The following is a 25,053-nucleotide window of genomic DNA, read 5'->3' on the forward strand; positions in this document are numbered from 1 at the left end:
AAAAAAGCAGAGCACGATGTCATCCGAAAACCGCTGGCAGCTTTCGGCAGCATGCTCTAGACGCGCATCGGCATCAGCACATAGAGCGCATCGTCACCGGCCGTGTCGCGAATGAGCGTCGGCGACCCGGCATCGGCCAGCAGGAACACGGCAGAATCGCCGGAAAGCTGTGCGGTGATGTCAAGCAGGTACTTGGCATTGAAGCCGATTTCCATCGGGTCCATCTCATAGCCGACAGCGACTTCTTCCGTTGCACTTCCCGAATCCGGGTTGTTGACCGTCAGCAGCAGCTGGCCGTCGGACAAAGCGAGCTTCACGGCGCGGCCGCGCTCGGACGAGATCGTCGAGACGCGGTCGACGGCCTGCGCGAAGGTCTGGCAATCGACGCGCATTTCCTTGTCGTTGTTGGTCGGAATGACGCGCTGATAGTCTGGGAAGGTGCCGTCGATCAGCTTCGAGGTCATGACGATCGAGCCGATCGTCAGACGGATCTTTGCATCGGAAACTTCGACGGTGACGATCGTATCCGGAGAATCCACCAGCTTCTGCAGTTCACCGACCGTCTTGCGCGGAATGATGATGCCGGGCATGCCCTCGGAGCCCGAGGGAGCGCTGACATCGGCGCGGGCGAGGCGGTGGCCGTCGGTGGCAACGGCGCGAAGCTTGAGGTCGCCGTCGCTTTCGATCGTGTGGAAGAAGATGCCGTTCAGGTAGTAGCGCGTCTCTTCGGTAGAAATCGCAAACTGCGTGCGGTCGATCAGCATCTTCAGATCGGCGGCCTTCAGCTTGAAGGAATGGCTGAAACTGCCGGCGGTGAGATCCGGAAAATCGGATTCCGGCAGGCACTGCAGCGAAAACTTGGAGCGACCGGAGGCGACCGTCATCGAGCTGCCGTCGGCATTGGTGGCAAGCAGTACTTCCGAGCCGTCGGACAGCTTGCGCACAATGTCGTAGAGCAGATGCGCGGGAACCGTGGTGGCACCGGCCTGCTCGACATTGGCAGGCGTCGCCTCGGTAATTTCGAGGTCGAGGTCGGTCGCCTTCATGTCGAGGCTGGTGCCTTCGGCCTTCAGCAGGACGTTGGACAGGATCGGGATCGTATTGCGACGCTCGACCACGCGATGCACGTGGTTCAGCGACTTCAGGAGGTTTGACCGCTCAATTGTAATACGCATGGATGCTACCGCTTTCGACCGTGACTTGCCGGGCAGCCCGAGGCGCCCGAGCGACATGTTTTCGGACGAGGCCCGAAAGATTGGACAGGCAACTTGGCAGACTTCTCCATCCGAATGCAAGAGGCATGGATCAATTGCCAAGGGCCAATTCGACATTTCGTCGACAATGCTCCACAGGAATTGCACCGCTCTTGCCGTCCGTGCGCGGCTCGCTCATAAAGGCTGCTTATCCCAAGCGAATTCAGGATCGGCATGAACGAAGAGCAATCCAGCGGCGGGACGCGCAGTTTCCGCCTGCACAACAACCAGATTCCTGCCCGTCCCCTCGAGCCGGCGCTCTATCTCGTAGCCACGCCGATCGGCAATCTCGGCGATATCACGCTGAGAGCGCTGGAGACGCTGGCCGGTGCCGACGTACTCGCCTGCGAGGATACGCGCGTCACTCGCGTCCTGCTCGATCGCTACGGAATCCAGAACAAGCCCTATGCCTATCACGAGCACAATGCCGATGAGGCCGGTCCGCGGCTGCTTCAGGCGCTGGAGGCTGGCCGTTCGGTGGCGCTGGTGTCGGATGCCGGCACGCCGCTCGTCTCCGATCCCGGCTATCGGTTGGCGGTGCAGGCGATCGAGGCAGGCTACAAGGTCGTTCCAATTCCTGGCGCTTCGGCGCCGCTCGCAGCCCTCGTCGGCTCCGGCCTGCCCAACGACGCCTTCTTTTTCGCGGGCTTCCTGCCCGCCAAGGATAAGGGTCGGCGTGATCGGCTGGCCGAACTTGCCGGCGTGCCTGCAACCCTCATCTTCTTTGAATCGCCGCATCGCATCGCCGCCACGCTCGCCGCCGCTGCCGATGTGCTGGGTGGAGAGCGCGCAGGTGCCGTCTGCCGCGAGCTGACGAAGACGTTCGAGGAATTCCGGCGCGGCTCGCTATCCGAGCTCGCCGCATTCTATGAAACAGTCGACAATGTGAAGGGCGAAATCGTCTGGCTCGTCGGCCCACCAGCGGAAAGCGCCCCGGCTGAAGCCGATATCGACGCCATCCTTACCGACCTCTCGGGGACGATGCCGACGGCAAAGGCTGCCGCCGAAGCCGCGCGTCTCACCGGTCTGCCGCGCAAGGAGCTTTACCAGCGCCTGCTCGACATGAAGGAGCGCCATGGCTGATACGAAGCCCGAGGCAGGAGAAAGACTGAAACGACAAAAGGCGTGGCGACGCGGCCATGTCGCGGAATATCTCGCCGCAGCCTTCCTGATGCTCAAGGGCTATCGCATCCTGGCGATCCGTCACCGCACCAAGCTTGGTGAAATCGATATCGTTGCTCGCAAGGGCGATCTTGCCGTCTTCGTCGAGGTCAAGTCGCGGCGCGGCGCACAGGAGGCGATCGACGCCGTTTCCTTCTCCTCGCAAAGGCGCATCCGCGCCGCGAGCGATCTCTGGCTTGCGCGCCAGCCGGACTTTGCCCGTCTTTCGCAACGCTATGACATCGTTGCGATGCTGCCCGGCCGCTGGCCGCAGCATTTTCCGGATGCTTTTTAAGTCGTCGTTACAGGGCCTTCACACAATCAGCCTATTGCCGGGCGACCAGCGCCAGCGATTTCCCGGCGTGCGCTCCTCATTTTCACCTCGACAGGCCCTATCCATGATCCGCAACACCGTTTCCGCTTTCACCGTGCCCTCGCAGGAGGAGCGCACGAGCTTCGTTTCGCTCGAAAAGATCCCGGCCGTTCATGCCGAAAAGCTCGCGTCACTCGCCTGCTTGAATACCGTGCGTATCGGTGGGCAGGAAGCCAAGGAGGGAGCTTTGTCCTTCCCCTTTACGGTCGCCGCCTGGAACCTCGAGCGCTGCCTGTTCCCCGAGGAAAGCGCCGCCAAGCTGCGCGCCACGAGTGCGCCGCTTGTCCTGCTGTCGGAAATGGATCTGGGTATGGCCCGCACCGAGCAGCGTGACCCGACAGCCGTCATCGCCGGCGAACTCGGCATGAACTACGCCTATGGCGTCGAATTTCTCGAACTCAGCCTCGGTTCGGAAATCGAGCGTTCCTATTGCCGCGACGATTTCAACGAGAAGGGCTTTCACGGCAATGCACTGATGGCCTCCGTGGCCCTGAAGGATGCGTTCATGATCCGTCTGCCGGGCGAAGCCGTCTGGTTCAACGACAGCAATGAACAGCCGCGCATCGGCGATCGCTGCGCCGTCGGCGCCATCGTCGAGACCGAGGCCGGTCCCCTCGTTGCTGTTTCGGTTCATCTGGAGAGCGTCGCGACCGCTGCCTACCGCGAGCGGCAGATGGCGGCGCTCATCGATGCCGTGGAAGTGTTTGCTCCCGGTTTGCCGATCCTGATCGGCGGCGACCTCAATACAGGCAACCACACCGGCGGCGATTTTTCGACCGATACGCTGTTTGCCATGGCCGAGGGCCGTGGCTTCGAATGCCACGGCGGCCCGCTTGATCAGACGAGCACGCGCCCGAGCCTGATCACGCGCTTTCCGGATCGTGCCATGAAGCTCGACTGGTTCATCACCCGCGGTCTGAAGATCGCCGAGAGCCACCTTGTTTCCTCCATCAATGACGAGGGCAAGCCGCTGTCCGATCACGACATCGTCGTCTGCGCAATCGAAGGTTTCTCTGTCTGATCGTTGCAATCGTTAAAATGCGCCATATTTCATGAACCGCGCCGTTACCCCTTCCATGCGATGACATCTTGGAAGCGCATGGAATCTTTGGGGGATTGTATGGTCTTGAAACTGATGTTGGCGAGCATGGCGGCCTTTGCTGCGCGTGCCGTGCCGGTCGTCGTCACGATGCCGCCGTCACGGAACTTCGTTGCGGGCGCCAGCGACGAAATGGAAATGAAGCCGTCGCCGATCGAGCGGTCGTGGATCCTGTCGGGCAATCCGGTTGCCCGCATCGCCGAGCATTCGCGCGGCCAGGACGATGCCGCCATTACGGCGCTGTGGGATTGCACGGCGGGCGAGTTCCGCTGGTATTTCGGCTGGGACGAAACGGTGATGATCCTCGAAGGCGAGGTGCATATCACCACGGAAGATGGCGTCGAGCGCACGCTGAGCGCCGGTGACGTCGCCTATTTTGCCGGCGGCACCTGGGCGACGTGGCGTATCGATCGCTACCTGCGCAAGGTCGCCTTCTGCCGCAAGCCGTTCCCGAAGCCTTTGACCATGGCTTATCGTCTGCGCAACTTCGTCCGCCAGGGCGGCGCACAGGGCATTGCCGCCTGAGGGCCGCCGGCCCCGGCGAAGAATGCCGCAGACGGAAGTCCTTGAATAGCCGTTGCGTTTGGAGGCGGGCCGACCTACATCTGTCCGCAAATTCGAGCGAGGGCTGACTATGGCTGGTATCAAGAATGTTGCGGTCCAGATGGACCATGTCCGGAGCATCAATATCGCGGGCGACTCGACCTTCGCCATGAGCCTCGAGGCGCAGAACCGCGGCTACAAGCTCTTCCACTATACGCCCGAGCGGCTGAGCATGCGCGACGGCAAGGTCTATGCCGCCGTTGAGCCGATGATCCTGCGCGACGTCAAGGGCGATCACTTCGAGCTCGGCGAGTCGGAGCGTGTCGACCTCGGGACCATGGACGTGGTGCTGCTGCGCCAGGACCCGCCATTCGACATGGCCTATATCACCTCGACGCATCTGCTTGAGCGCATCCACCCGAAGACGCTCGTCGTCAACGATCCGGCCTGGGTGCGCAATTCGCCGGAAAAGATTTTCGTCACCGAATTCGCCGATCTCATGCCGAAAACGCTGATCACCCGCGATGCCGGCGAAATCCGCCGCTTCCGCGAGGAGATGGGCGACATCATCCTGAAGCCGCTCTATGGCAATGGCGGCGCCGGTGTATTCCACTCGACTCGCGACGACCGCAATCTCTCATCCCTGCTTGAGATGTTCGGCCAGCTCTTCCGCGAGCCTTTCATCGCCCAGCAATATCTGCCTGATGTCCGCAAGGGCGATAAGCGCATCATCCTCGTCGATGGCGAGCCAGTCGGCGCGATCAACCGCGTGCCGGCCGAGCACGATGCCCGCTCCAACATGCATGTCGGCGGCCGCGCCGAAGCCACCGAACTGACGGCGCGCGAGAAGGAAATCTGCGCTCGCATCGGTCCGGCCCTGAAGGCACGCGGCTTCCTGCTCGTCGGCATCGACGTCATCGGCGACTACATGACCGAGATCAACGTCACCTCGCCAACGGGTCTTCGCGAAGTGAAGCGTTTTGGCGGCGCCGATATCGCGAGCCTGCTCTGGGATGCGATCGAAGCCAAGCGGGCCTGATCGGCAGTTCTTACCAAGCCTCGAGCTGGACAATAATGCGCAGCCAGTCATGTCGATGATTTCGGCATGACTGAGAGACGTTTTTGTTCGTTTATTGTTCTTGTTTCATTCCTTGTCTTGTGCCAGATTGCAACCCGAAGTTTGCTGATCGAGGCACGTAACGGCAAACGCGTCGGATGAGGGCAGGGAATGGTAGCGCGCGTCAGCACGGTTGCGTTTCAAGGCATTGAAGGCGTACCCGTCGAAGTGCAGGTGATGATCGCACCCGGCAAGGTGCTGATGCACATCGTCGGCCTGCCCGACAAGGCTGTGGCCGAAAGCCGGGAGCGGGTTCAGGCGGCATTGCACGCATCCGGCCTTGCGCTGCCGCCAAAGAAGGTCACGGTCAATCTCGCGCCGGCTGATCTGCCCAAGGAGGGTAGCCATTTCGATCTTGCAATAGCGCTCGGTCTGATGGCGGCGCTCGGTGCGATCCCCGCCGATGCCCTGTCGTCCTATACCGTCATCGGCGAGCTCAATCTCGACGGCACGATCGCGCACGTTGCCGGCGCGCTTCCTGCGGCAATCGCCGCCAACGCTATGGGCAAGGGGCTGATCTGCCCGGCGGAAAGCGGGCCGGAAGCCGCCTGGGCCGGCAAGGAGATCGATATTCTAGCGCCACGTAGCCTGATCGCGCTCGCCAATCATTTCCGCGGCACACAGGTCCTGTCGCGGCCGGAGCCGGCTGTTCGCGCCGGTGCGGCTAACCTGCCCGATCTTGCCGATATCAAGGGGCAGGAAAGCGCCAAGCGCGCCCTGGAAGTGGCCGCCGCCGGTGGGCATAATCTGTTGTTCGTAGGGCCGCCCGGTTCCGGGAAGTCGATGCTCGCCTCGCGGCTGCCGTCGATCTTGCCGCCTTTGTCGACGAATGAGCTGCTGGAAGTGTCAATGATCCATTCGATCGCCGGCCAGCTTTCCGGGGGCAAGCTCTCCGACCGGCGGCCCTATCGCGCGCCGCATCACTCAGCCACCATGGCGGCGCTCGTCGGCGGCGGCTTGCGCGCCAGGCCTGGCGAGGTGTCGCTCGCCCATCACGGCATTCTGTTCCTGGACGAGCTGCCGGAGTTTTCACCGCAGGCGCTAGATGCGCTGCGTCAGCCCTTGGAAACCGGTGAGTGCGTCATTGCGAGAGCGAACCATCGCGTCGCCTATCCGGCTGGTATCCAGCTCGTGGCGGCGATGAACCCGTGCCGCTGCGGCATGGCCGGCGAACCCGGGCACACCTGTGCCCGCGGTCCGCGCTGCGCCTCGGATTATCAAGGCCGCATTTCCGGTCCGCTGCTGGATCGTATCGATATCCGCATCGACGTGCCGGCGGTGTCAGCCGCGGATCTCATCCGGCCAACAACCTCAGAAAGCAGTGCCGATGTCGCACTCCGCGTCGCCCGCGCTCGCGAACGGCAGCGCGAACGTTTCGAAAGGGCCGGTATGAAGGATGTCAGCACCAACGCCCGCTGCTCGACATCGATGATCGAAACCATTGCCGAACCGGATGCCGCCGGCTTGCAATTGCTGCGCGATGCCGCCGAGAAGATGAAATTCTCGGCCCGTGGCTATCACCGCATCCTGAAGGTCGCACGCACGCTTGCCGATCTCGATGATAAGCCGACGGTCGGGCGTATCCATCTGGCGGAAGCCATTTCCTATCGCATTGCCGGTGAGCGGCTGACAGCGCATGCCTGAAAATTCGGGGCTCAGAGAGCGTCTGATCGTCGCCGACTCGCCTGAATAAAAAAGGGGCGCAGCAGCACCCCTTTCAAATCAAACCGACGACTTGCTACCTCAGCCGCCTAGCCCTTCGAAAAGCGCCGTCGAAAGATAACGTTCGGCGAAGGAGGGGATGATGACGACGATGGTCTTGCCTTCGTTTTCAGGACGCTGGCCGACCTTGATTGCCGCTGTCAGGGCTGCGCCCGAGGAGATGCCGACCGGCACGCCCTCGAGCTTTGCCACGAGGCGAGCCTGCTGGAAGGCCTCGTCATTGCTAACGGTAATCACCTCGTCATAGACATGGGTGTCGAGGATCTTCGGTGCGAAACCGGCGCCGATGCCCTGGATCTTGTGCGGGCCAGGATTGCCGCCCGAGAGAACCGGCGAATCCGCCGGCTCGACGGCGATGACCTTGACGTCGGCCTTGCGGGCTTTCAGCACCTGACCGACGCCGGTGATCGTACCGCCGGTGCCGATGCCGGACACGAAGATATCGACCTTGCCTTCGGTGTCGTTCCAGATCTCTTCGGCGGTCGTCTTGCGGTGGATTTCCGGATTGGCCGGGTTTTCGAACTGCTGCGGAATGATGGCGTCGGGCAGCGTCGATGCCAGCTCTTCGGCCTTGGCGATCGCGCCCTTCATGCCTTTCGGCCCTTCGGTCAGCACCAGTTCGGCGCCGAGCAGTGCCAGCATCTTGCGACGCTCGACCGACATGGTCTCCGGCATGGTGAGGATCAGCTTGTAACCCTTGGCAGCGGCGGCGAAGGCGAGCGCGATGCCGGTATTGCCCGAGGTCGGCTCGATCAGCACCGTCCGGCCGGGGGCGATCTTGCCCTGGGACTCCAGGCTTTCGATCATGGCGACGCCGATACGGTCTTTCACGGAAGCGATCGGATTGAAGAATTCGAGCTTTGCCAGGAGGTTGGCCTTGACGCCCTTTTCCTTTGCCAGCTTGTCGAGACGGATAATCGGCGTGTCGCCGATGGTCTCGGTGATCGAGGCATAAACGCGGCCGCGGCCTGGTTTGCGGGTGTCGGACATGGGTTTCTCCCTACATGTGAATTATGCAGCGACAATAGGAGCAAACGCCTGCGGAAACCAGAGTGCACGCGCGCACACTGTTTGTTGCAGGTGAGAAAAGAATCTCTTCTCTAGCCATTTCAGGGAATGATTTTTCAGGCTGCTCGTACGGCAATAAACGCGGCCGTACTGGCGAGAATGCTGGCCGCGACCCTGTTCAATATCCGCAGGGCTTTCGGCTTCTTGAGGAAGGCCCGAGCCCGAGACGCGAGCAGCATGTAGGGGACGAGGGCGATCAGCGGCACGATGACGGTTGCGGCGATCAGCATAGCATATTCGCGCGCACCGATATGATCGATGTCGATCAGCGTCGGCACGAGCGCGATATAGAAGAGCATGGCCTTCGGATTGCCGAGCGTCACCAGCAGGCCCGAAAGAAAGGACATGCCGGCGCCATTGGGCTTTCTTGCCGATATATCGGCTGCCAGAAGGCCGGCGGTCCAGAGCTTCCACGCGATATAGCCGAGATAGAGGGCGCCGGCGATCTTGATGACGATGAAGACTTCGGTGAAGGCCTGCGCCACGACGGCCAGGCCGAGGATGACGGCCGTCAGGTAAATGGTGTCGCCGAGCACCAGGCCGAGGCCCATGAAGAAGGTCTCGCGAAAGCCTGAGCCCAGCGCGCGTGCCACGATGGCCGTGACGCCCGGACCAGGAATGGCAGCTGCGATGAAGAGCGCGCCGCTATAGGCAAGAAGAGCCGCGAGCGTCATCAAGATTTCCTCCAAAGATGGTACCGTCTCTATCGTACCACCTTTGCGTTTTCAAGCGATTGCGCCGGCGCTGCGAACATACTACCAAGGGGTTAACGCGCGTCGAAACTGCTATGCCCAAGGATATCATGTCTTCTGCATTGCTCCTGATCGATCTACAGAATTCCATTCTGACCGGCCTCGGCGCTCCGGCGCGGCAACCGGCCATCGATGCCGCTCTGGAGGTGGTGGTCACCAAGCTCGCCACGCTGAAGCATAGGGCGCGTGCGACCGGCGTTCCGGCCTTTATCGTCCAGCATGACGGCAATGCGGGTCATCGCCTGGCAAAGCGCAGCGAGGGCTGGCAATTGCGCCGCGAAATCGCGCCCGAGGCCGGTGATGTCGTCGTCCACAAGACGAGCAGCGATTCCTTTTTCGAAACCGATCTCGAGGCGAAGCTCCGTGCCCGGGGCATCACCCGTCTTTTCATCGGCGGCTGCATGACGCAGTTCTGCGTCGACACGACTGCACGACGTGCCGTCTCGCTCGGTTTCGACGTTTCGCTGATCTCCGATGGCCACACCACTGCCGATATGGGAAAGCTGGCTTTCGAAGAGATCATTGCGCACCACAACATGCTTCTTGATGGCTTCGACGCTGGGTCGCATGAAATCAAGCTGGTTGCAGCCGATGAAATTCAATTCTAGAGCCCTTTCGCTTTTCCTCGAATCGCGAAAATGCTCTATCCTCTTGTTTTTACGCAATTCCGGACGGAAAACCGCTCTGCACTTTTTCTGGAATTGCTTCTGTTCCCTTTCCGCCATCGGAGGCTTCATGCCGTATTTGACCACTTTGACCGCCTTTGCCCTAAGGGCTCTCGGCATGATGCGGGCCGGAGCCTCCACCCGTATGACTTTCGAGGTGCAGCGCTGATGCGGAGTTTTTCAAAGCCACTTACCGCCGGCCTTCTGTCACTTGCAGTGCTTGGCGGCTCAGTGCCAATCGCTTCTGCGGCTGGGACCGGCGCACAGACAATAGTCTTCATGCGCCATGGCGAAAAGCCGGAAACGGGGCTTGGTCAGTTGAACTGCCAGGGCCTCAACCGGGCGCTGGCATTGCCATCGGTACTGACAAAGCGCTTCGGCAAGCCTGCGGCGATCTTTGCGCCGAATCCCTCCCAGCGAAAGAGGGATGACGGGATTTCCTACGACTACATCAGGCCGCTGGCGACCATCGAGCCGACAGCGATTGCGCTCGGCATGCCGGTCGACACCCGCTTTGGCTATGACGATATCGACGAGCTGAAAACAGAGCTGGAAAAGCCTGCCTATGCAGGCAAGCTGGTCTTCGTCGCCTGGGAGCACAAGCAGATCGTCAAGCTCGCCCGGCAGCTGTTGAGTGACAATGGCGGGGATGACGAGGCGGTGCCTAAGTGGCAGGGAGAGGATTTCGACAGCCTCTATGTCCTGCGTCTTGGCGGCGGCAAGAGCGGGTTGGGCGCGACCTTTGAAAAAATGGCGGAGGGCCTCGACGGCCGCTCCACAACCTGCCCGACTCCGGCTAAGTAGGTTTAGAAAACCGGCCGCATGAAGCTGCGTTCGTAGCTGACGATGCAGCGCGTTTCTTCGCCATAGGCGAATGCGGCCCGGCATTCCGCATCCTCGGCCATCTGCTTCCGGTAGTCCTCATAGGCAGCAAGGCTCGGAAAGCTGAAGAGCGCCAATGCGATATTGTTGGCGCCTTCATGCGGCAGGAAATAGCCGTGATGCGCGCCGCCTAGCCGGTTGACCAGCGGAATCCAGAGCTTGGCATAGTGCTCGAACTCGGCAAGCTTGTAGGGGTCGATGACGTAGCGCAGGTAGCAGGTGATCATTCGATGGCTTCCTTGGAGAGATGGTTGTTCTTATGCCCGGGCACGGGGATGGTCCAGCCGAGATTCATGCCGGCTGCAGCACCTAGAATGATGATCGCACCGGCGATCTGCGTGATGCCGAGCACATGGCCGAAGGCAAGGCGATCGACGACGATAGCGGCAATCGGATAGATGAAGGACAGCGCGCCGGTGAGATGCGTCGGCAGCTTCTGGATCGCGCCATAGAGCAGCACATACATCACGCCGGTGTGCACGACGCCCATGGCGACGAGGATCAACCACCCGCTGGCATCCTGTGGCGCGGCAGAAAAATTGGTAAAGGGCGCAAGCATCAGGATGCCTGTCGAAACCTGGATGAGCGCGATCAGGTGCGGCGGCGTGCCTTTCAGCCACTTGGCCGCTATGGCCGCCAGCGCGTAGAAGAAGGCCGCGCCCAGCGAGAGGAGGATGCCGATTGCATAGCTTCCCGTACCTGCCGTTTCAGCTGGCTTGCCTTCCACGATGATCACCATGCCGGCAAAGGCGAGGGCGAGCCAGAACAGCTTGGCGAAGGTGATCCGCTCGCCCAGGAACAATGCGCCAAGCCCCAAAAGCATGAAGGGCTGCGTATTATAGACGGTCGTGGCGATGGAAATGGAGGCGTGGGAGTAGGCGGCAAACAGCAGCAACCAGTTGAGGACGATGGCGATCCCGCCGCCGACGGCGATCGCAAAGCTCTTCAAGTTCAGAATGCCCGGACGCAGCAGGCCCATCGCCGCGCAGATGACGAGTAGCGTCAACGCACCGAAAGAACAGCGCCAGAAGACGACATCGGTCACCGCCTGTCCGGACATCAGCACGAACCAGCCGATCGTGCCTGAAATCAGCATTGCCGCCGTCATTTCCGCCGTACCGCGTTTAATCTCGCTCATTGTCTTGGCTCCCGTCTATTGCTGCCAATCATATTGCGGCGCGGGGATCGTTGATATAGATTCAGTGAGGTGAAATCGCTGTTTGACCTAAAAATATGAGGTTTAAATATGAGTGTCCCTAATGCGGCTCTTGGTCTCGATGAGATCGATCAGCGAATGCTTGAGGCGCTCGCACGCAATGCCCGTATATCGCTGAAGGAGTTGGCGGAAGCGGCAGGGTTGTCCTCGCCGAGCGCAGCGGAGCGGCTGCGCCGGCTGGAGGAGCGCGGCATCATATCGGCGTTCACCGTCGATATTGCACCCGAGGCGATCGGTTACCCGCTGCAGGCTATCGTTCGCATCAGGCCTTTGCCCGGTCAGCTGCATGTCGTCGAGCGGATCATTCAGGACACCCCCGAATTCATCGAATGCGACAAGGTCACCGGCGACGATTGCTTTATCGGGCGGTTAGTGGTGCGTTCCATGGGCGAACTCGATGGCATATTGGACAGGATCACCGAGCGGGCCGAGACGAACACGTCGATGATCAAGGCGACGCCGGTCAAGCGCCGCCTGCCGCCGCTATCGCGCTAAAATTCCGCCATGGGCGAGAGGATGAGCGGCCCGGTGATTTCGCCTGCTGCTTTGCCGCGCGCCATCAGCACAGTGTATCCCTCATAGGGCTCGATCGATGCCTCGCAATCCAGCCGATCCGGCGAGAAGCAGATCTCGATACGATCGGGTTCGACATCAAGAGCGGACAGGATCGTCGCCAGGGACGGAATGGCTGTTCCGGCCACGTCGAGCAGCCAGAAGGTCGCGCCATCGAACGTCCATGCAATGACCGCATCATCCCCGAGCGCCGTCAGGCGGATCGCGGGATTGAAGCAGGCGTTCAGCAGAAACATCTCCGTCTGCTCGATAACGGCAAAGCGCTCGGAAACCGGCTGCCGGTTTTGCAGCAGCGTCTGGATCAGGTGCAGATCTTCCGGCGTTTCCAGGGAAAGCTGCCGCGCAGCCCTGTCTGATTTCTGCAGCTTCGGCATCTGCGCGATGAAGACATGCTGAGGCACTGTGCGGAACCCGTAACGCTCATAAAGCTCCGGCTTGTCGGTGAGCAGAAGATCGAGCTCGTAGCCCTCAGCGGCGGTTCGCTCAAAGGCGCGCCGCATGAGGTCTCGATAAAGCCCGCGTTCGCGCCACTCCGGCCGCACCGCGCCCGATTGATAGCCCGCCGCCTTGACGGCACGGCCATTGATCATCATCGGCATGGAGAAGGCGCTGAAGTTGGCGATGCAGCGCCCTTCGCCATCGAAATAGCCAAACGGCATGCTGCCTCGATCGGGGCCGCCAAATTTATCCTGAATGCCGACATCGATCGAGAACGTGTCCTGCAGCAGGTCGACGAGGCCTTTCCATGCGGAGGGATCACCGAAATAATCCTGACGCAGAGTCAGGCCATGCGCTTGGGCAAGCTCGGTCATTACACGCCGGTCGAGCCGAAGCCGCCGGCGCCGCGCTTGGTTTTGCTCGCTTCCGTCGTTTCGACGATATGGGCCTGGATCGCTGGCGCGATGATCATCTGCGCGATGCGCATGCCGCGGGTGATCTCGAAAGGCTCTTCGCCAAGATTGATCAGCAGCACCTTCACTTCGCCGCGATAGTCGCTGTCGATCGTGCCCGGCGAGTTAAGGCAGGTGATGCCGTTCTTGAAGGCAAGGCCCGAGCGTGGGCGGATCTGCGCTTCGAAACCATCCGGAACTTCGAAGATAAAGCCCGTGGGAACAAGCGCCCGCTTGCCGGGAAGGATCGTCAGCGTCGCGCCATCGTCGACGGCTGCGCGCAGATCCATGCCCGCGGCACCTCTGGTCTCATAAGCGGGCAGATCTAGCCCTTCGCCATGCGGCAGACGGATGAGGTTCAGGGTCGGGCTGATATCGGTGTGTATGGTCATGCGGCATTAGTTTGCGCTGCAACGGCCGAGGTCAATTGCATTTAGGGCTTTGAGTCGCTAGATACGGCCGCAATTCACAGGATTTACACGCATGGCCGAAAGTCTCGCCGAGGCGGTCTCCCGCCGCCGCACATTTGCTATTATCGCTCACCCGGATGCGGGCAAGACGACGCTCACCGAAAAGCTGCTGCTGTTCGGCGGCGCCATTCAGCTTGCCGGCGAAGTCAAGGCGAAGAAGGATCGCATGCAGACGCGCTCCGACTGGATGAAGATCGAGCGCGAACGCGGCATCTCGGTCGTGACCTCCGTCATGACCTTCGAATATGAAGGCAACGTCTTCAATATTCTCGACACGCCCGGCCACGAAGACTTCGCCGACGACACCTACCGCACGCTGACCGCCGTCGATGCCGCTGTCATGGTCATCGACGCTGCCAAGGGTATCGAGCCGCGGACGCTGAAGCTCTTCGAAGTCTGCCGCATGCGCGACATCCCGATCATCACCTTCATCAACAAGATGGACCGCGAAAGCCGCGATCCCTTCGAAATCCTAGATGAAGTCGAAGAGAAGCTGGCGCTGGATACGGCGCCGATTACCTGGCCGATTGGCCGCTCCAAGACTTTCTGCGGCTCTTATCACATTGCCGACAATACCGTGCGCGGTTCCGATACCGAAGTCGAAGCGACCAAGGTCAATGGGCCGCAGGCCGTAGCCGACAGGCTGCCGGAAAACGAGCGTCAGGCCTTCATCGACGAGACGGAGCTGGCGATCGAAGCTTGCCGCCCGTTCGACCGGGAATCTTTCCTCGAAGGCCACATGACGCCGGTCTTCTTTGGCTCGGCGCTGCGCAATTTCGGCGTTCGCGATCTGATCAATGCGCTCGGCGCATTCGCGCCGCCGCCGCGTGACCAGGTCGCCGATATTAGGACCGTGCACGCCACCGACGACAAGATGACGGCCTTCGTCTTCAAGATCCAGGCCAACATGGACCCGAACCACCGCGACCGGATCGCCTTTGCGCGTATCTGCTCCGGCAAGCTGGAGCGCGGCATGAAGGCGCGGCTGTCACGCACCGGCAAGCAGCTTGGTCTCACCGCGCCGCAATTCTTCTTCGCCTCGCAGCGCCAGCTCGCCGATACCGCCTATGCCGGCGATGTCGTCGGCATTCCGAACCACGGAACGCTGCGCATCGGCGATACGCTGACGGAAGGTGAATCCCTGGTTTTCCAGGGCGTGCCGAACTTCTCGCCGGAAATCCTTCGCCGCGTCCGCCTTGAAGACGCGATGAAGGCAAAGAAGCTCAAGGAAGCCCTGCAGCAGATGGCTGAAGAGGGCGTCGTACAGCTCTTCTCGCCGGAGGACGGCTCTCCCGCCATCGTCGGCGTGGTCGGTGCCCTGCAGCTCGACGTGCTGAAGGAGCGGCTGATGGCCGAATATGGCCTGCCGGTTTCCTTCGAAATGTCGCGCTTTTCCGTTTGCCGCTGGATCTCTGCCGATCAAACGGCCGACCTCGAAAAGTTCGTCACCGCACGTCGTGGCGATATTGCCCGCGACCTCGATGGTGACCCGGTTTTCCTCGCCCAGGACGGCTTCTCGTTGCGCTATGAGGCTGAACGTTATCCGGCTATCAAGATGGTCGCCATCAAGGAATATCACGCCGTCAAGGCGGCTTGATATCGGAGGCATGACAGCCACAGGCGGCCAGCCTGTGGCTCAAGGTGTTACTGTGCGGATGCTGCGTTCATCAGCTCTGCGTAGCGAGCCTCGGTGGCATCGTCCAGCGGAAACATGCATTCGACCCGCAGCTCTTGGGTCGTGATCATCTGCGGCGTTCCGACCGTCGTGACCAGCGAGAAAAATTTCAGGACATGCCCGTCCTTCACGAAGGACAAGGGGATCAGCGGCGCATTCTCGATCGCGGGCGATGTCCTCCATTCGGCATTCACATCGGGATAGGCAAGTAGTCTGTCGATAAGCTCCTTCGTTCGCGCATCGATCACGCGCCCGACAGACTCTCGGAAAACGCGTCTCAAGAGGCTTTCGGCCGTCTTCTCCCAGTCCGCAATGAAGGGCCGCATGCCCGAGGGATCGAACATGAGATGCAGGAGATTCCGCGGTTTCGGGCGGGCGGCCATATCGATGAACTGGCCGAAGAAGCGCAGCGTCGCGTCATTGCTCATCAGGACATTCCAATAGCGGTCCATGACGATGGCCGGAAAGGGCTCGTGTTGGCGAAGCATGCGTTTCAGCGCATTGGCGACTCCTCGCATTTCCTGATCGTCGAAGCCTCCTTCGGAATAGATCGGCGCATAACCGGCGGCGAGCAGCAGGGTGTTGCGCTCGCGAAGTGGCACGTCCAATGCATCGGCGAGACGTAAAACATTCTGGCGGCCGGGCGTGCTCCTGCCGCTTTCGATGAAGCTGATCTGCCGCTGCGAAATGCCGGTGTCGAGGGAAAGTTCAAGCTGGCTCTTGCCGCGTGTGCTGCGCCAGGCGCGCAGCTGCAGGCCGAGTTGGTTTGGCAATCTCAGTTTGCCGCGAAGAGAACTCATCCTGCAAAGCCTCACTTCCTTCGTTTGATCTGGCAGGGCCGTATTCGGCAGCCCCGCCAGCAATGGTTTTATGAGAAGGCAACCGGCCCGACTGCACCGTACCAATGGCGCACTGTCGTGGGATCGGTCTCGTCCATGTAGAAAAAGTGCGTCATCACCGGTTTGACGACCGCCTGAGTGCGGCCATCGGGCGTCATTGTCACGGTCCCGCGGAACACTTTCAGCGATCCGGCGTCCCAATATTCGGTGACATCATGCAATGCCGTGAAGCCTGTGTCGATGAAGGCGCGCAGGTTCCGGCGTATGGCTTCTCGCCCCTTCCAGTCGGCGATGCCGAGGTTGCATGTGGCGTCTTCCGCAAGGCAATTGAAGCCTTCACCAAAGGTCTTGTCGTCGATTTCCCGCCAGAAGGCCAGCAGCCATCGGGGAGCTTCTCTTTTCGTGAACGTCATCGTCGTCATGGGTTTTTCCTGAGACCTCTGCCGGAATGATGTCGTGGCCATCAACGTCACACCGGGCTAGGGCTCTTTTGTTGAAGGGCTGAAATAGCTCTTCCTGCAAGAAGATGGTCGTTCAATACCTCGGGACGAGTATTGCTCTCAATTACATACAATGTCATGAAGGCCTCGCCGATCGGGCCTCAAGCCGCCGTGATCGGCTCGTATGTGTTTCATTTTGGAATAGTGCCTTGGCGATGTTCCATCCGATATGGCGCTATGCCATAGTGCCGCCCCGGAGGATCTCCTAGATCAGAACGGGCAGCTTTCATGATGAGATTTCTTGCGGTTCTTGCTCTGGCCTTCGCCGGCCTGATGCCGGTCGCAGCCGAAGCACGAATCATCACCGATGCGGCCGGACGCACGGTGTCGGTGCCGGACAAAATCAACCGTATCGTCGCCGCCGGGCCTCCGGCAGCAGTGCTTGTCTACGTGTTGGCGCCGGAAAAATTAGCGGGTTGGGTTCATGCGCCCGACGAGGCCGCGAAGGCCTATTTGATGCCGTCGGTGCGGGCGCTGCCGACCATCGGGCGGCTGACCGGCAAAGGCGGTACGATCAGCGCGCAAGCCGTCACGGATGCCAAGCCGGATATCATCCTCGATGCCGGTACGGTCGATCCCACCTACAAGGCGCTGGCCGACAAGGTGCAGGCCGAGATCGGCGTTCCCTATGTCCTCATCGACGGCAGCTTTGCCCGCACAGCCGATACGCTTCGCGATGTCGGCGCCCTGATCGGCGTCGAAGACCGCGCCAACAAGCTGGCTGATTATGCCGATTCCGAAATCAAGGATTTGAACGACAAGCTGGCGACGCTGCCGAACGACCCGCGCCCACGCGTCTATTACGGTCGTGGCGCCGACGGCCTGGAAACGGGGCTCTCGGGCTCGATCAATCTCGAGATCCTCGATGCCGTCGGCACCATGAACGTCGCTGCGGCTGCCGGCAAGGGCGGCCTGACCAAGGTGACGCCGCAGCAGGTCGTCGGCTGGAATCCCGACATCATCATAGCCGACGATGCGAATTTCGCAGCCTTGGTGAAAAGCGATCCGCAATGGGCTGCGATCAAAGCCGTCAAGGACGGCAAGATCTTCGTGCCGCCGTTCTTGCCCTTCGGCTGGTTCGATTCACCGCCCGGCGTCAACCGGCTCATCGGTGTACGTTGGCTGGAGAAACTGCTCTATCCAAAGCTCTTCCGCAGCGACTTCGCAGGCGACGTGAAGGAATTCTACAAACTCTTCTATCAGGTCGACCTGACTGATGATCAGGTGGTGGCGCTACTGAAGGGCGTGAAGTAACCGCCGGGGTCAGGGAGGCATTGATGGTCCGTGAAAACGAAATTCGCAAAAACGAAGTAGCCGTCGAACCGCCCGCAGCGTGCGATGCCGGTCTTACCTTTATCGGACGTATCTCGACGCCCTGGACATCGCGCATGGAAACGCCGCGCCAGGGCCGGCATGACGGCCCGCTCTGCCGGATCGAGATTTTCGAACCTTGGGTGGCGGCGTTGCAGGGCGTCGAAGCCTTTGAGCGGCTGGAAGTTCTTTATTGGCTGGATCGATCCCGGCGGGATCTCGTGCTGCAGAGCCCGGCCAACAGCGGCAAGGTACACGGCACCTTCTCGCTGCGCTCGCCGGTGCGGCCGAATCCCATCGGCACATCCATCGTCAAGCTGGAAGCCGTCGAGGGTGCGGTGCTTTTGGTGCGCGGCCTCGATTGTCTGGATGGCACGCCGCTGCTCGATCTGAAGCCGGACCGCACCCTGTTCAAACCGATCGCGCCGCCGCAGCCCGGAGATTTCCAGACCGGCGACGGCGAGACGGCGCATTATTGCCAGAAGCGGGATACCTAGACTGTTCACGCAGTTCCGGGCGGAAACCGCCTGGCAGTTTTCCTGGAACTGTTTCAGTCGACGGCGACCATGACGTCGGATGCCTTGATGACGGCATAGGCGGAAGAGCCCACCGTCAGGCCGAGTTCGTCAACCGCCTCATTGGTGATCGAGGAGGTGACGATGGAACCGTTGCCGATATCGATGCGGACATGCGCCGTCGTCGCGCCCTTGGTGACTTCGACGACCTTGCCCCTGAGGCGGTTTCTCGCGCTGATCTTCATGGATAGTCTCCCTTGTTGTCGGCGCGACAATACCGTCCTCCCCGGCGACGGGCCACCGAAATCCTATTCGCCTCGCGGATAGCGCTGGTTTTCCTCCAGCACGTTGAGGTCCATGTGGTTGCGCATGTAGCGCTCCGATGCCTTCTGCAGCGGCTGATAGTCCCACGGATAGTAAGCGCCGTTGCGCAGGGCGGCGTAGACGACCCATCGCCGTGCCTGGCTTTCGCGCACGGCGGCGTCGAAGCTCTCAAGGTTCCAGCGTTCCATGGCCTGTACCGTCAGGTGCTTCAGCGTTTCGGCATGGGCTGGATCGTGAGCGAGGTTGGTCAGTTCCTTCGGATCCGCGTCGATGTCGAAAAGCATCGGCGGATCCTTCTCGCAAAGGATCAGCTTGTAGCGGCCGTCGCGCAGACCCACGAGCGGCGCTTCCGAGCCCTCCGCCGCATATTCCATCGGCACGGCGCTGCGGCTTCCGGTGTTAAGAGCGAGCGGCGTCAAGTCCTCGCCATCGGTCCAGCGGCGCAGAGATGCGATGTCGATGCCGGCAAGGGCTGCCAGCGTCGGCGTCACGTCGAGCGTCGAAACCGGCTGGTCGATCCGCTTCGGCTGCCAGCCGGGGGCTGCGATCATCAGCGGCACGCGGGCGGAGCCTTCAAAGAAGTTCATCTTGAACCAGAGGCCGCGCTCGCCGAGCATGTCGCCGTGGTCGGAGACGAAAAGGATGATCGTGTTGTCGGCCATGCGACCGCGCTCGAGCGTTTCCAGGATCTCGCCGATCTTCTCGTCGACATAGGAGATATTGGCGAAATAGCCGCGCCGCGCCCGGCGGATCTGCTCAGGTGCGATGTCAAAGGCGGTGTGATCGCAGGCTTTCATCAGCCGCTGCGAGTGCGGATCCTGCTCATCAAAGGGGATTTCGCCCACTTCCGGGTCGAGCGCGGGGCAATCCTCATAGAGGTCCCAGAAGCGGCGGCGCGCGACGTAAGGGTCGTGCGGGTGCGTGAAACTGACCGTCAGGCACCAGGGCCGATCGTCTTGGCGGCGTGAGAGGTCGTAGAGTTTGCGGGTGGCGTGATAGGCGACCTCGTCGTCATATTCCATCTGGTTGGTGATCTCGGCAACGCCGGCCCCGGTCACTGAGCCGAGATTGTGATACCACCAGTCGATGCGCTCGCCGGGCTTGGTATAATCAGGCGTCCAGCCGAAATCGGCGGGATAGATGTCCGTCGTCAGGCGCTCCTCGAAGCCGTGCATCTGGTCCGGGCCGACGAAGTGCATCTTGCCCGATAGCGCCGTCTGGTAGCCGGCGGCGCGCAGGTGATGGGCAAAAGTCGGAATGTCCGAGCAGAACTCGGCCGCATTGTCATAGACGCGCGTTCGGCTCGGCAGCTGCCCGGACATGAAGGAAGCCCGCGCCGGTGCGCAGAGCGGGCTTGCCGTATAGCTGTTGGCAAAGCGCACCGAACGTTTCGCCAGGGCTTTCAGTACCGGCGCATGCAGGAACTCGGCCGGGCCGTCGGGAAAGAATGTCCCGTTGAACTGATCGACCATGAGGATGAGGATATTCGGACGGGACATGCGAGTCTGTTCCTTGAGATCAGAGGCCGATGGCGGCTTTGACGGCATCGAGGCCGGGTTTGCCGTCAATAGTGGTGACGCCGGCAAGCCAGGGCGTCAAGGCGTCCGGATGTGCCTTCAGCCAGGCGGTCGCTGCATCCTTGGCGCTCTCACCGCCGAGGATCGACCCCATCAGCGAATTCTCCATGCCGATGTCGAAGGTCAGATTATGGAAGAGCTTGGCAGCATTCGGGCATTGGGTGGCCCAGCCGGTGCGTGCCAACGTGTAGACCTCGGCGCCGCCATAGTTCGCGCCGAAATACGCATCGCCGCCGGAGAGATAGGCGATCTTGAAGCGTTCGTTCATGGGATGCGGCGCCCAGGCGAGGAAGACGATCGCCTGCTTGTCCTTTGAGGCGCGTTCCACCTGCGACAGCATCGCCTGCTCGCTCGATTCCACCAACTCCCAGCCTTTCAGGCCGAAGTCGTTGGCGTCAATCATCTTCTGGATATTGGTGTTGGCAGGCGCACCCGGCTCGATGCCATAGATCTTGTGGCCGAAATCGTCGCCATGCTTCTGCAGATCTGTGAAGTCCTTGATGCCCTTGTCGGCAGCATAGGTCGGCACTGCCAGAGTGAACTTCGCGCCCTGGAGATTGCGGTTCAACACTTCGGCGGCCTTCGCCTTGTTGAGATCGTCAACGAAAGCCTTTTGTGCCGGCATCCAGTTGCCGAGAAAGACGTCGATCTTGCCCGTCTTCATCGCCTGATAGCCGATCTGCACGGAAAGCGTCTTGATGTCGGGCTCGTAGCCGAGTGCGGTCAGCAATACGCCGGTTACGCCGTTAGTCGAGGTGATGTCGGTCCAGCCCGGGTCCGAGAGATGGATCGTCTTGCAGCTATCGTCATCGGCCCGGGCAATGCCGGCGAAGGAGAGGACGGAAAGAAGAGCGCCGGCGGTCAACCGACCCATTGCAGACACGCGCATGACTAAAGCTCCCTCTTGTTATTGGATTATTTTATTGAACATCACTAGAGTTCCTGCTGTGAAGCAGGCATTTTTCGATGGATGCCAAAAGGAAATTTTATGGCAGAACGTTTGGTCGATCTTGGCTGGCTGCGGATATTCATGGAAGTGGGGCGATCGGGCAGTCTCTCTGCCGCGGCCTCCGCGCTTGGCCTGACGCAGCCCGCCGTTAGCTATCAGATCCGCCGCATCGAAGAGCAGATGGGCGTCGCCCTGTTTCGGCGCCAGCATCGCGGTGTCGAGCTTTCGCCGGAGGGCCAGCGCCTGTTCGAGATCGTCGAGAAAGCAGTCGGTGGCGTCGATGGTCTGGTGCGCAGCTTCCGCGTCGAGGCGGAGCGACCGTCCGTCCGCTTGCGCACCGACTACGCCTTTTCCGCTCTCTGGCTGATACCCCGCATGCATGCCTTCAGGATTCTCCATCCGGAGGTGGATATCCAGATCGTCGCCACGCAGCGGCTTGATCGCGGCGCTCCGGAAAGTGGCGATATTGCCGTCTTTTTCGGCACGCGCGATGAGTTCGGCCCGGCTGCTACGCTGCTCCTGCCTGAGAAAGTCGTACCCATCTGCACCAGGGGTTTTGCGGAGCGTCAAGGCCCCTTTACCGATCCCGCGCAGCTGGCGCGCGCCACGCTGGTCCATCTCGATTCCGAAACGCCGTCGCCCTGGTTTGATTGGGAAAGCTATCTCTCCTCCTTCGGTATCGTCCGGGACACCTATGCCGGCCAAGGCGACCTGCGTTTCAATACCTATTCGCTGGTGGTGCAGGCCGCTCTCAGCGAGCAGGGGGTGGCGATCGGCTGGATGGGTCTCGTCGATACGTTGCTCGCGGCGCGCACTTTGGTCACTGCCGGTCCGATGCTGGAGGCGCCGGCGCGCGGCTACTGGCTGTTGCCTTCAGCCGCGCCAAGCCCGCATGCCGAGCGTTTGGCAGAGTGGCTGCTGGCGGAAGCCGCCGCCGAGCAAAGCTCATCTATTCCGCCATCAGGTCGTTGAGAAACGTCTCGCACCAATGCGATACGTCGTTCTCCAAAAGGTGATCCATCATGCCGCGCCAGCGTTCCTGCCGCTCCTGCAGTGGCATGTTGACGGCACGCGCCAGCGCATTGGCTGTGCCGTCGACGTCGTAAGGATTGACCAGCAAGGCGCCCTTGAGCTCGCGCGCAGCACCCGCAAAGCGCGATAACACCAGCACGCCGGGATCTTCCGGATCTTGAGCGGCAACGTATTCCTTGGCGACGAGGTTCATGCCGTCGCGCAACGGCGTCACCAGGCCTACCTTCGCGAGCCGGTAGAGGCCGGCCAGGATCGGGCGACTGATCGAGCGGTTGATGTAGCGGATGGGCACCCAGTCGACCGTGCCGATCGCGCCATTCACCCGGCCGGCCTGTTCGGCAACGGCATGCTGCATTGCCTCGTATTCCGGCACTTCGGAGCGCGACTTCGGGGTGATCTGCAGATAGGTGATGCTGCGCTGGTGCGCCGGATTGTTGGTGATGAAGCGTTCGAAGGCGTCGATGCGCTGCGTGATGCCCTTCGAATAATCGAGCCGGTCGACGCCGAGGATGAGGTCGCGCCCTTCGATGCTCTTCCGTACCTTCTGCACCATGCTGTGCGAAGCGGCCTTGCGGGCGAAGGCGGCAAAGCCTGCCGTTTCGATACCGATCGAATAGGCGCCGCCGCGAAAATCATGGCCATGCGCGCTGAAATGGCCGGGGCTCTTCTCGATGCCCATGCCTTCGCGTTTCAGGCAGCCCGCGAAATTTTCAAGGTCGTAGGCCGTCTGAAAGCCAAGCAGGTCGTAAGAGGAAAGGCCGCGCATGATCTCCTCATGCACCGGCATGGCCAGTACGACGTCGGCCGGCGGCCAGGGAATATGCAGGAAGAAACCGATGCGGTTCTTCAGGCCCATCTGCCGCAGCTCAGCCGCAAGCGGAATGAGATGATAGTCATGGACCCAGATGATGTCGTCCGGCTCGATGAACGGCGCCAACCGATGGGCAAAGAAGCGGTTGACCCGGAAATAGCCGGTCATTTCCTTGCGGGCATATTCCGCAAGATCGAGCCGGTAATGGCAGATCGGCCAGAGCACGCGGTTGGCAAAGCCCTGATAATATTCTTCGACATCCTTTTGCGTCAGATCCGTCAGGGCATAGGTGATATTGCCATCCTGCGTCATTTGCAGCGGCTCCGGCTCGACGTCGCCGCTCGATTGTCCGGACCAGCCCATCCAGATGCCGCCGCGCTCGGCAAGCGCAGCCTGCAGCGCCACCGCCAGACCGCCGGCGGCGGCTGCGCCCTTGTGATCGGGCACGGAAACACGATTGGAAACGATGACAAGACGACTCAACGAATTCTTCCTTTCGAGAAGACCAAAGCAACTCCGGGAAAAGCGCGCAGCCGTTTTCCGTTCGCAGTTGCGGCAAAACTAAAGGCTGGAGGGTGTCGAAGGGGTCGACGGATTACTTGACGAGAGTTTCCAGCACTTCTCTTAAACGCGCCGGCGAGCCAATGGATGCACGGGCCAGCGTTTTTCCATTGGCCTCACCAATGCGCACGGACTGGCCGCCGAGACGGTTTGCCGCGGCAAACATCGTCTCGTCGGTCACGTCATCGCCGATGGTGATCGGCCGTCGTCCTTCGAAAGGCGCTTCGGTCAGAAATGCCTCGATGGCATGCCCTTTGCTCGCATGAGCGGGGCAGATCTCGATCACCTTCTTGCCGTGTTGAAGATTCCAGTCGGGGCCGGCTTCCTCCAGATGGAACTGCATGGCTTCGCCGATCTCGACCTCGCTTGCGGGCGCGTGCCGGAAATGAACCGCGACAGCCGCTCCCTTGTCCTCGACAATGGCGCCGGGCCAAGCCAGAGCCTCCCGCTGGATGACTTGCTTCATTTCCTGGAAGGCGGGCGGAATATGCGCGCGCCGCAACCTTCCGGCGGCATCGCGCCGTTCCGCGCCGTGAAGACCGGCAACGGGGAAGCGGAAGGGAGCGAAGAGAGGATCGACAAATTCGATGGCGCGGCCCGTTACCAGTGCCAGTGCGCCGCCAAGCTGGCGCGAGAGCGTATGGAGTATACCGGGCAGATAGTCCGGAACGACGATCGCTTCCGGCGTTTCGGCAAGGTCGAGCAAGGTTCCGTCGATATCGAGGAACAAGGCCCAATCCTGCGGATACAATGAGAGTGCGGTAAGAGCCGGCTCTTTCAGCGGCCTCGGTTCGGCTTCGCCCTCGTTGGGCTGTTCCTGAGAAGACATGCAGGGTTAGCTAAGGCGCTCTTACCATTTGACAAGGCAAAAAACGAAAAGCTGAAAATCAAAAGGGGCCGCCTTAAGCGACCCCCCATGAGCTTTGGCCCGTAACTGGCCTGAAGCGAAGACCGCTTCGGGAAGGTGTTGATCAGAGCGAGGGCTGCCTCGCAACGTTCACGACCATTTCCATGCCGTATACCAAGACCGAAATCCCACTAGACATTGGATCACCTTCCTTTCGTTACGTTTCAGACCAGTGAAAGGTAGCTCAAATTCCGGCTGATGCAAGAGGCACCGTCCCAGAGAACTTCAAACTTATTATCGTTTTGAAATGTCCGGCCGCGCGAAATCT

27 protein-coding genes are annotated in these 25,053 nt (G+C 61.0%); 13 read left to right on the plus strand and 14 right to left on the minus strand.

The genetic code is table 11. From position 1 onward, the window contains the following. Nucleotides 1–56: 56 nt before the first annotated feature. The gene (gene dnaN / locus GGD46_RS18005; protein WP_184706333.1) at nt 57–1,175 is read right to left on the minus strand and encodes a DNA polymerase III subunit beta; all 1,119 of its coding nucleotides are present in this window, start codon (nt 1,173–1,175) and stop codon (nt 57–59) included. 252 nt (nt 1,176–1,427) lie between these two features. Here dnaN and rsmI point away from each other — a divergent pair, with 252 nt between their 5' ends. The 6 genes from rsmI to GGD46_RS18035 all read left to right on the plus strand — a co-directional run bounded on the left by rsmI (nt 1,428) and on the right by GGD46_RS18035 (nt 7,190). Next, complete coding sequence (gene rsmI / locus GGD46_RS18010; protein ID WP_184706335.1) at nt 1,428–2,336, plus strand: 16S rRNA (cytidine(1402)-2'-O)-methyltransferase; 909 nt, start codon at nt 1,428–1,430, stop codon at nt 2,334–2,336. After that, on the plus strand, nt 2,329–2,709 hold the full coding sequence (locus tag GGD46_RS18015) for a YraN family protein (RefSeq protein ID WP_184706337.1): 381 nt from the start codon (nt 2,329–2,331) through the stop codon (nt 2,707–2,709). Before rsmI ends, GGD46_RS18015 begins: the two co-directional genes overlap by 8 nt. Before the next feature lie 103 nt (nt 2,710–2,812). Further along, the gene (locus GGD46_RS18020; RefSeq protein ID WP_184706339.1) at nt 2,813–3,808 is read left to right on the plus strand and encodes an endonuclease/exonuclease/phosphatase family protein; all 996 of its coding nucleotides are present in this window, start codon (nt 2,813–2,815) and stop codon (nt 3,806–3,808) included. 99 nt (nt 3,809–3,907) lie between these two features. Then, nucleotides 3,908–4,411 carry a cupin domain-containing protein gene (locus GGD46_RS18025; protein ID WP_184706341.1) on the plus strand — a complete coding sequence of 168 codons (504 nt, stop codon included), beginning with the start codon at nt 3,908–3,910 and terminating at the stop codon, nt 4,409–4,411. Nucleotides 4,412–4,520: 109 nt separating this feature from the next. Then, nucleotides 4,521–5,468: a glutathione synthase gene (gene gshB / locus GGD46_RS18030; RefSeq protein WP_184706343.1), complete on the plus strand. Its 948-nt coding sequence runs from the start codon at nt 4,521–4,523 to the stop codon at nt 5,466–5,468. Nucleotides 5,469–5,657: 189 nt separating this feature from the next. Next, nucleotides 5,658–7,190 carry a YifB family Mg chelatase-like AAA ATPase gene (locus GGD46_RS18035; RefSeq protein WP_184706345.1) on the plus strand — a complete coding sequence of 511 codons (1,533 nt, stop codon included), beginning with the start codon at nt 5,658–5,660 and terminating at the stop codon, nt 7,188–7,190. A gap of 99 nt (nt 7,191–7,289) precedes the next feature. Here GGD46_RS18035 and cysK read toward each other — a convergent pair whose 3' ends face one another. Both cysK and GGD46_RS18045 read right to left on the minus strand, forming a co-directional pair. Beyond that, nucleotides 7,290–8,258 (minus strand): cysteine synthase A, encoded by a 969-nt coding sequence (gene cysK, locus GGD46_RS18040; protein ID WP_184706347.1) that lies wholly within the window; start codon nt 8,256–8,258, stop codon nt 7,290–7,292. 134 nt (nt 8,259–8,392) lie between these two features. Continuing rightward, complete coding sequence (locus tag GGD46_RS18045; RefSeq protein ID WP_184706348.1) at nt 8,393–9,010, minus strand: LysE family translocator; 618 nt, start codon at nt 9,008–9,010, stop codon at nt 8,393–8,395. A gap of 128 nt (nt 9,011–9,138) precedes the next feature. Here GGD46_RS18045 and GGD46_RS18050 point away from each other — a divergent pair, with 128 nt between their 5' ends. Both GGD46_RS18050 and GGD46_RS18055 read left to right on the plus strand, forming a co-directional pair. After that, nucleotides 9,139–9,696, plus strand: a complete 558-nt coding sequence (locus GGD46_RS18050) for a cysteine hydrolase family protein (protein WP_184706350.1) — start codon at nt 9,139–9,141, stop codon at nt 9,694–9,696. Between the two features lie 225 nt (nt 9,697–9,921). Beyond that, on the plus strand, nt 9,922–10,557 hold the full coding sequence (locus tag GGD46_RS18055; protein ID WP_184706352.1) for a hypothetical protein: 636 nt from the start codon (nt 9,922–9,924) through the stop codon (nt 10,555–10,557). A gap of 2 nt (nt 10,558–10,559) precedes the next feature. Here the strand turns inward: GGD46_RS18055 and GGD46_RS18060 are convergent, their stop codons facing one another. Both GGD46_RS18060 and GGD46_RS18065 read right to left on the minus strand, forming a co-directional pair. Next, nucleotides 10,560–10,862, minus strand: a complete 303-nt coding sequence (locus GGD46_RS18060; RefSeq protein WP_184706354.1) for an NIPSNAP family protein — start codon at nt 10,860–10,862, stop codon at nt 10,560–10,562. Beyond that, entirely contained in the window at nt 10,859–11,773 is a 915-nt protein-coding gene (locus tag GGD46_RS18065) for a DMT family transporter (RefSeq protein ID WP_184706356.1), read from the minus strand. The genes GGD46_RS18060 and GGD46_RS18065 overlap by 4 nt, the downstream gene beginning before the upstream one ends. Nucleotides 11,774–11,881: 108 nt before the next feature. Between GGD46_RS18065 and GGD46_RS18070 the strand changes: the two genes are divergently transcribed. Further along, nucleotides 11,882–12,346, plus strand: a complete 465-nt coding sequence (locus GGD46_RS18070; protein ID WP_184706358.1) for an Lrp/AsnC family transcriptional regulator — start codon at nt 11,882–11,884, stop codon at nt 12,344–12,346. On the opposite strand, the gene GGD46_RS18075 is transcribed toward GGD46_RS18070, so the two are convergent. Next, nucleotides 12,343–13,236 carry a GNAT family N-acetyltransferase gene (locus GGD46_RS18075; RefSeq protein ID WP_184706360.1) on the minus strand — a complete coding sequence of 298 codons (894 nt, stop codon included), beginning with the start codon at nt 13,234–13,236 and terminating at the stop codon, nt 12,343–12,345. The two genes, GGD46_RS18070 and GGD46_RS18075, sit on opposite strands and share 4 nt — an antisense overlap. Then, a complete protein-coding gene (dut, locus tag GGD46_RS18080; protein ID WP_184706362.1) occupies nt 13,236–13,706 on the minus strand; it encodes a dUTP diphosphatase in 471 nt (156 codons plus the stop codon). Before dut ends, GGD46_RS18075 begins: the two co-directional genes overlap by 1 nt. Before the next feature lie 91 nt (nt 13,707–13,797). Between dut and GGD46_RS18085 the strand changes: the two genes are divergently transcribed. Next, nucleotides 13,798–15,381: a peptide chain release factor 3 gene (locus tag GGD46_RS18085; RefSeq protein ID WP_184706364.1), complete on the plus strand. Its 1,584-nt coding sequence runs from the start codon at nt 13,798–13,800 to the stop codon at nt 15,379–15,381. 47 nt (nt 15,382–15,428) lie between these two features. On the opposite strand, the gene GGD46_RS18090 is transcribed toward GGD46_RS18085, so the two are convergent. Beyond that, nucleotides 15,429–16,259: a helix-turn-helix domain-containing protein gene (locus GGD46_RS18090; protein WP_184706366.1), complete on the minus strand. Its 831-nt coding sequence runs from the start codon at nt 16,257–16,259 to the stop codon at nt 15,429–15,431. A 68-nt stretch (nt 16,260–16,327) separates the two neighbouring features. Then, nucleotides 16,328–16,720 (minus strand): nuclear transport factor 2 family protein, encoded by a 393-nt coding sequence (locus GGD46_RS18095; protein ID WP_184706368.1) that lies wholly within the window; start codon nt 16,718–16,720, stop codon nt 16,328–16,330. A gap of 306 nt (nt 16,721–17,026) precedes the next feature. Between GGD46_RS18095 and GGD46_RS18100 the strand changes: the two genes are divergently transcribed. Both GGD46_RS18100 and tsaA read left to right on the plus strand, forming a co-directional pair. After that, on the plus strand, nt 17,027–18,052 hold the full coding sequence (locus GGD46_RS18100; protein ID WP_184706370.1) for an iron ABC transporter substrate-binding protein: 1,026 nt from the start codon (nt 17,027–17,029) through the stop codon (nt 18,050–18,052). Between the two features lie 23 nt (nt 18,053–18,075). Next, nucleotides 18,076–18,606 (plus strand): tRNA (N6-threonylcarbamoyladenosine(37)-N6)-methyltransferase TrmO, encoded by a 531-nt coding sequence (gene tsaA, locus GGD46_RS18105; protein ID WP_184706372.1) that lies wholly within the window; start codon nt 18,076–18,078, stop codon nt 18,604–18,606. Between the two features lie 53 nt (nt 18,607–18,659). On the opposite strand, the gene GGD46_RS18110 is transcribed toward tsaA, so the two are convergent. From GGD46_RS18110 to GGD46_RS18120, 3 genes are all read right to left on the minus strand, one after another. Further along, nucleotides 18,660–18,869, minus strand: coding sequence for a molybdopterin-binding protein (locus tag GGD46_RS18110; protein ID WP_184706374.1), 210 nt, complete (start codon nt 18,867–18,869; stop codon nt 18,660–18,662). Between the two features lie 63 nt (nt 18,870–18,932). Further along, nucleotides 18,933–20,447 (minus strand): choline-sulfatase, encoded by a 1,515-nt coding sequence (gene betC, locus GGD46_RS18115; RefSeq protein ID WP_184706376.1) that lies wholly within the window; start codon nt 20,445–20,447, stop codon nt 18,933–18,935. Nucleotides 20,448–20,466: 19 nt separating this feature from the next. Then, nucleotides 20,467–21,414 carry a choline ABC transporter substrate-binding protein gene (locus GGD46_RS18120; protein WP_409527691.1) on the minus strand — a complete coding sequence of 316 codons (948 nt, stop codon included), beginning with the start codon at nt 21,412–21,414 and terminating at the stop codon, nt 20,467–20,469. Nucleotides 21,415–21,513: 99 nt separating this feature from the next. Here GGD46_RS18120 and GGD46_RS18125 point away from each other — a divergent pair, with 99 nt between their 5' ends. Next, nucleotides 21,514–22,446, plus strand: a complete 933-nt coding sequence (locus GGD46_RS18125; RefSeq protein WP_184706378.1) for a choline sulfate utilization transcriptional regulator — start codon at nt 21,514–21,516, stop codon at nt 22,444–22,446. Here GGD46_RS18125 and otsA read toward each other — a convergent pair. Next, complete coding sequence (gene otsA, locus GGD46_RS18130) at nt 22,424–23,800, minus strand: alpha,alpha-trehalose-phosphate synthase (UDP-forming) (RefSeq protein ID WP_184706380.1); 1,377 nt, start codon at nt 23,798–23,800, stop codon at nt 22,424–22,426. The two genes, GGD46_RS18125 and otsA, sit on opposite strands and share 23 nt — an antisense overlap. A 112-nt stretch (nt 23,801–23,912) precedes the next feature. Then, nucleotides 23,913–24,707: a trehalose-phosphatase gene (otsB, locus tag GGD46_RS18135; RefSeq protein ID WP_184706382.1), complete on the minus strand. Its 795-nt coding sequence runs from the start codon at nt 24,705–24,707 to the stop codon at nt 23,913–23,915. Nucleotides 24,708–25,053: the final 346 nt, after the last annotated feature.

This window comes from Martinezella lusitana, assembly GCF_014207095.1.
Classification (GTDB): domain Bacteria; phylum Pseudomonadota; class Alphaproteobacteria; order Rhizobiales; family Rhizobiaceae; genus Rhizobium; species Rhizobium lusitanum_B.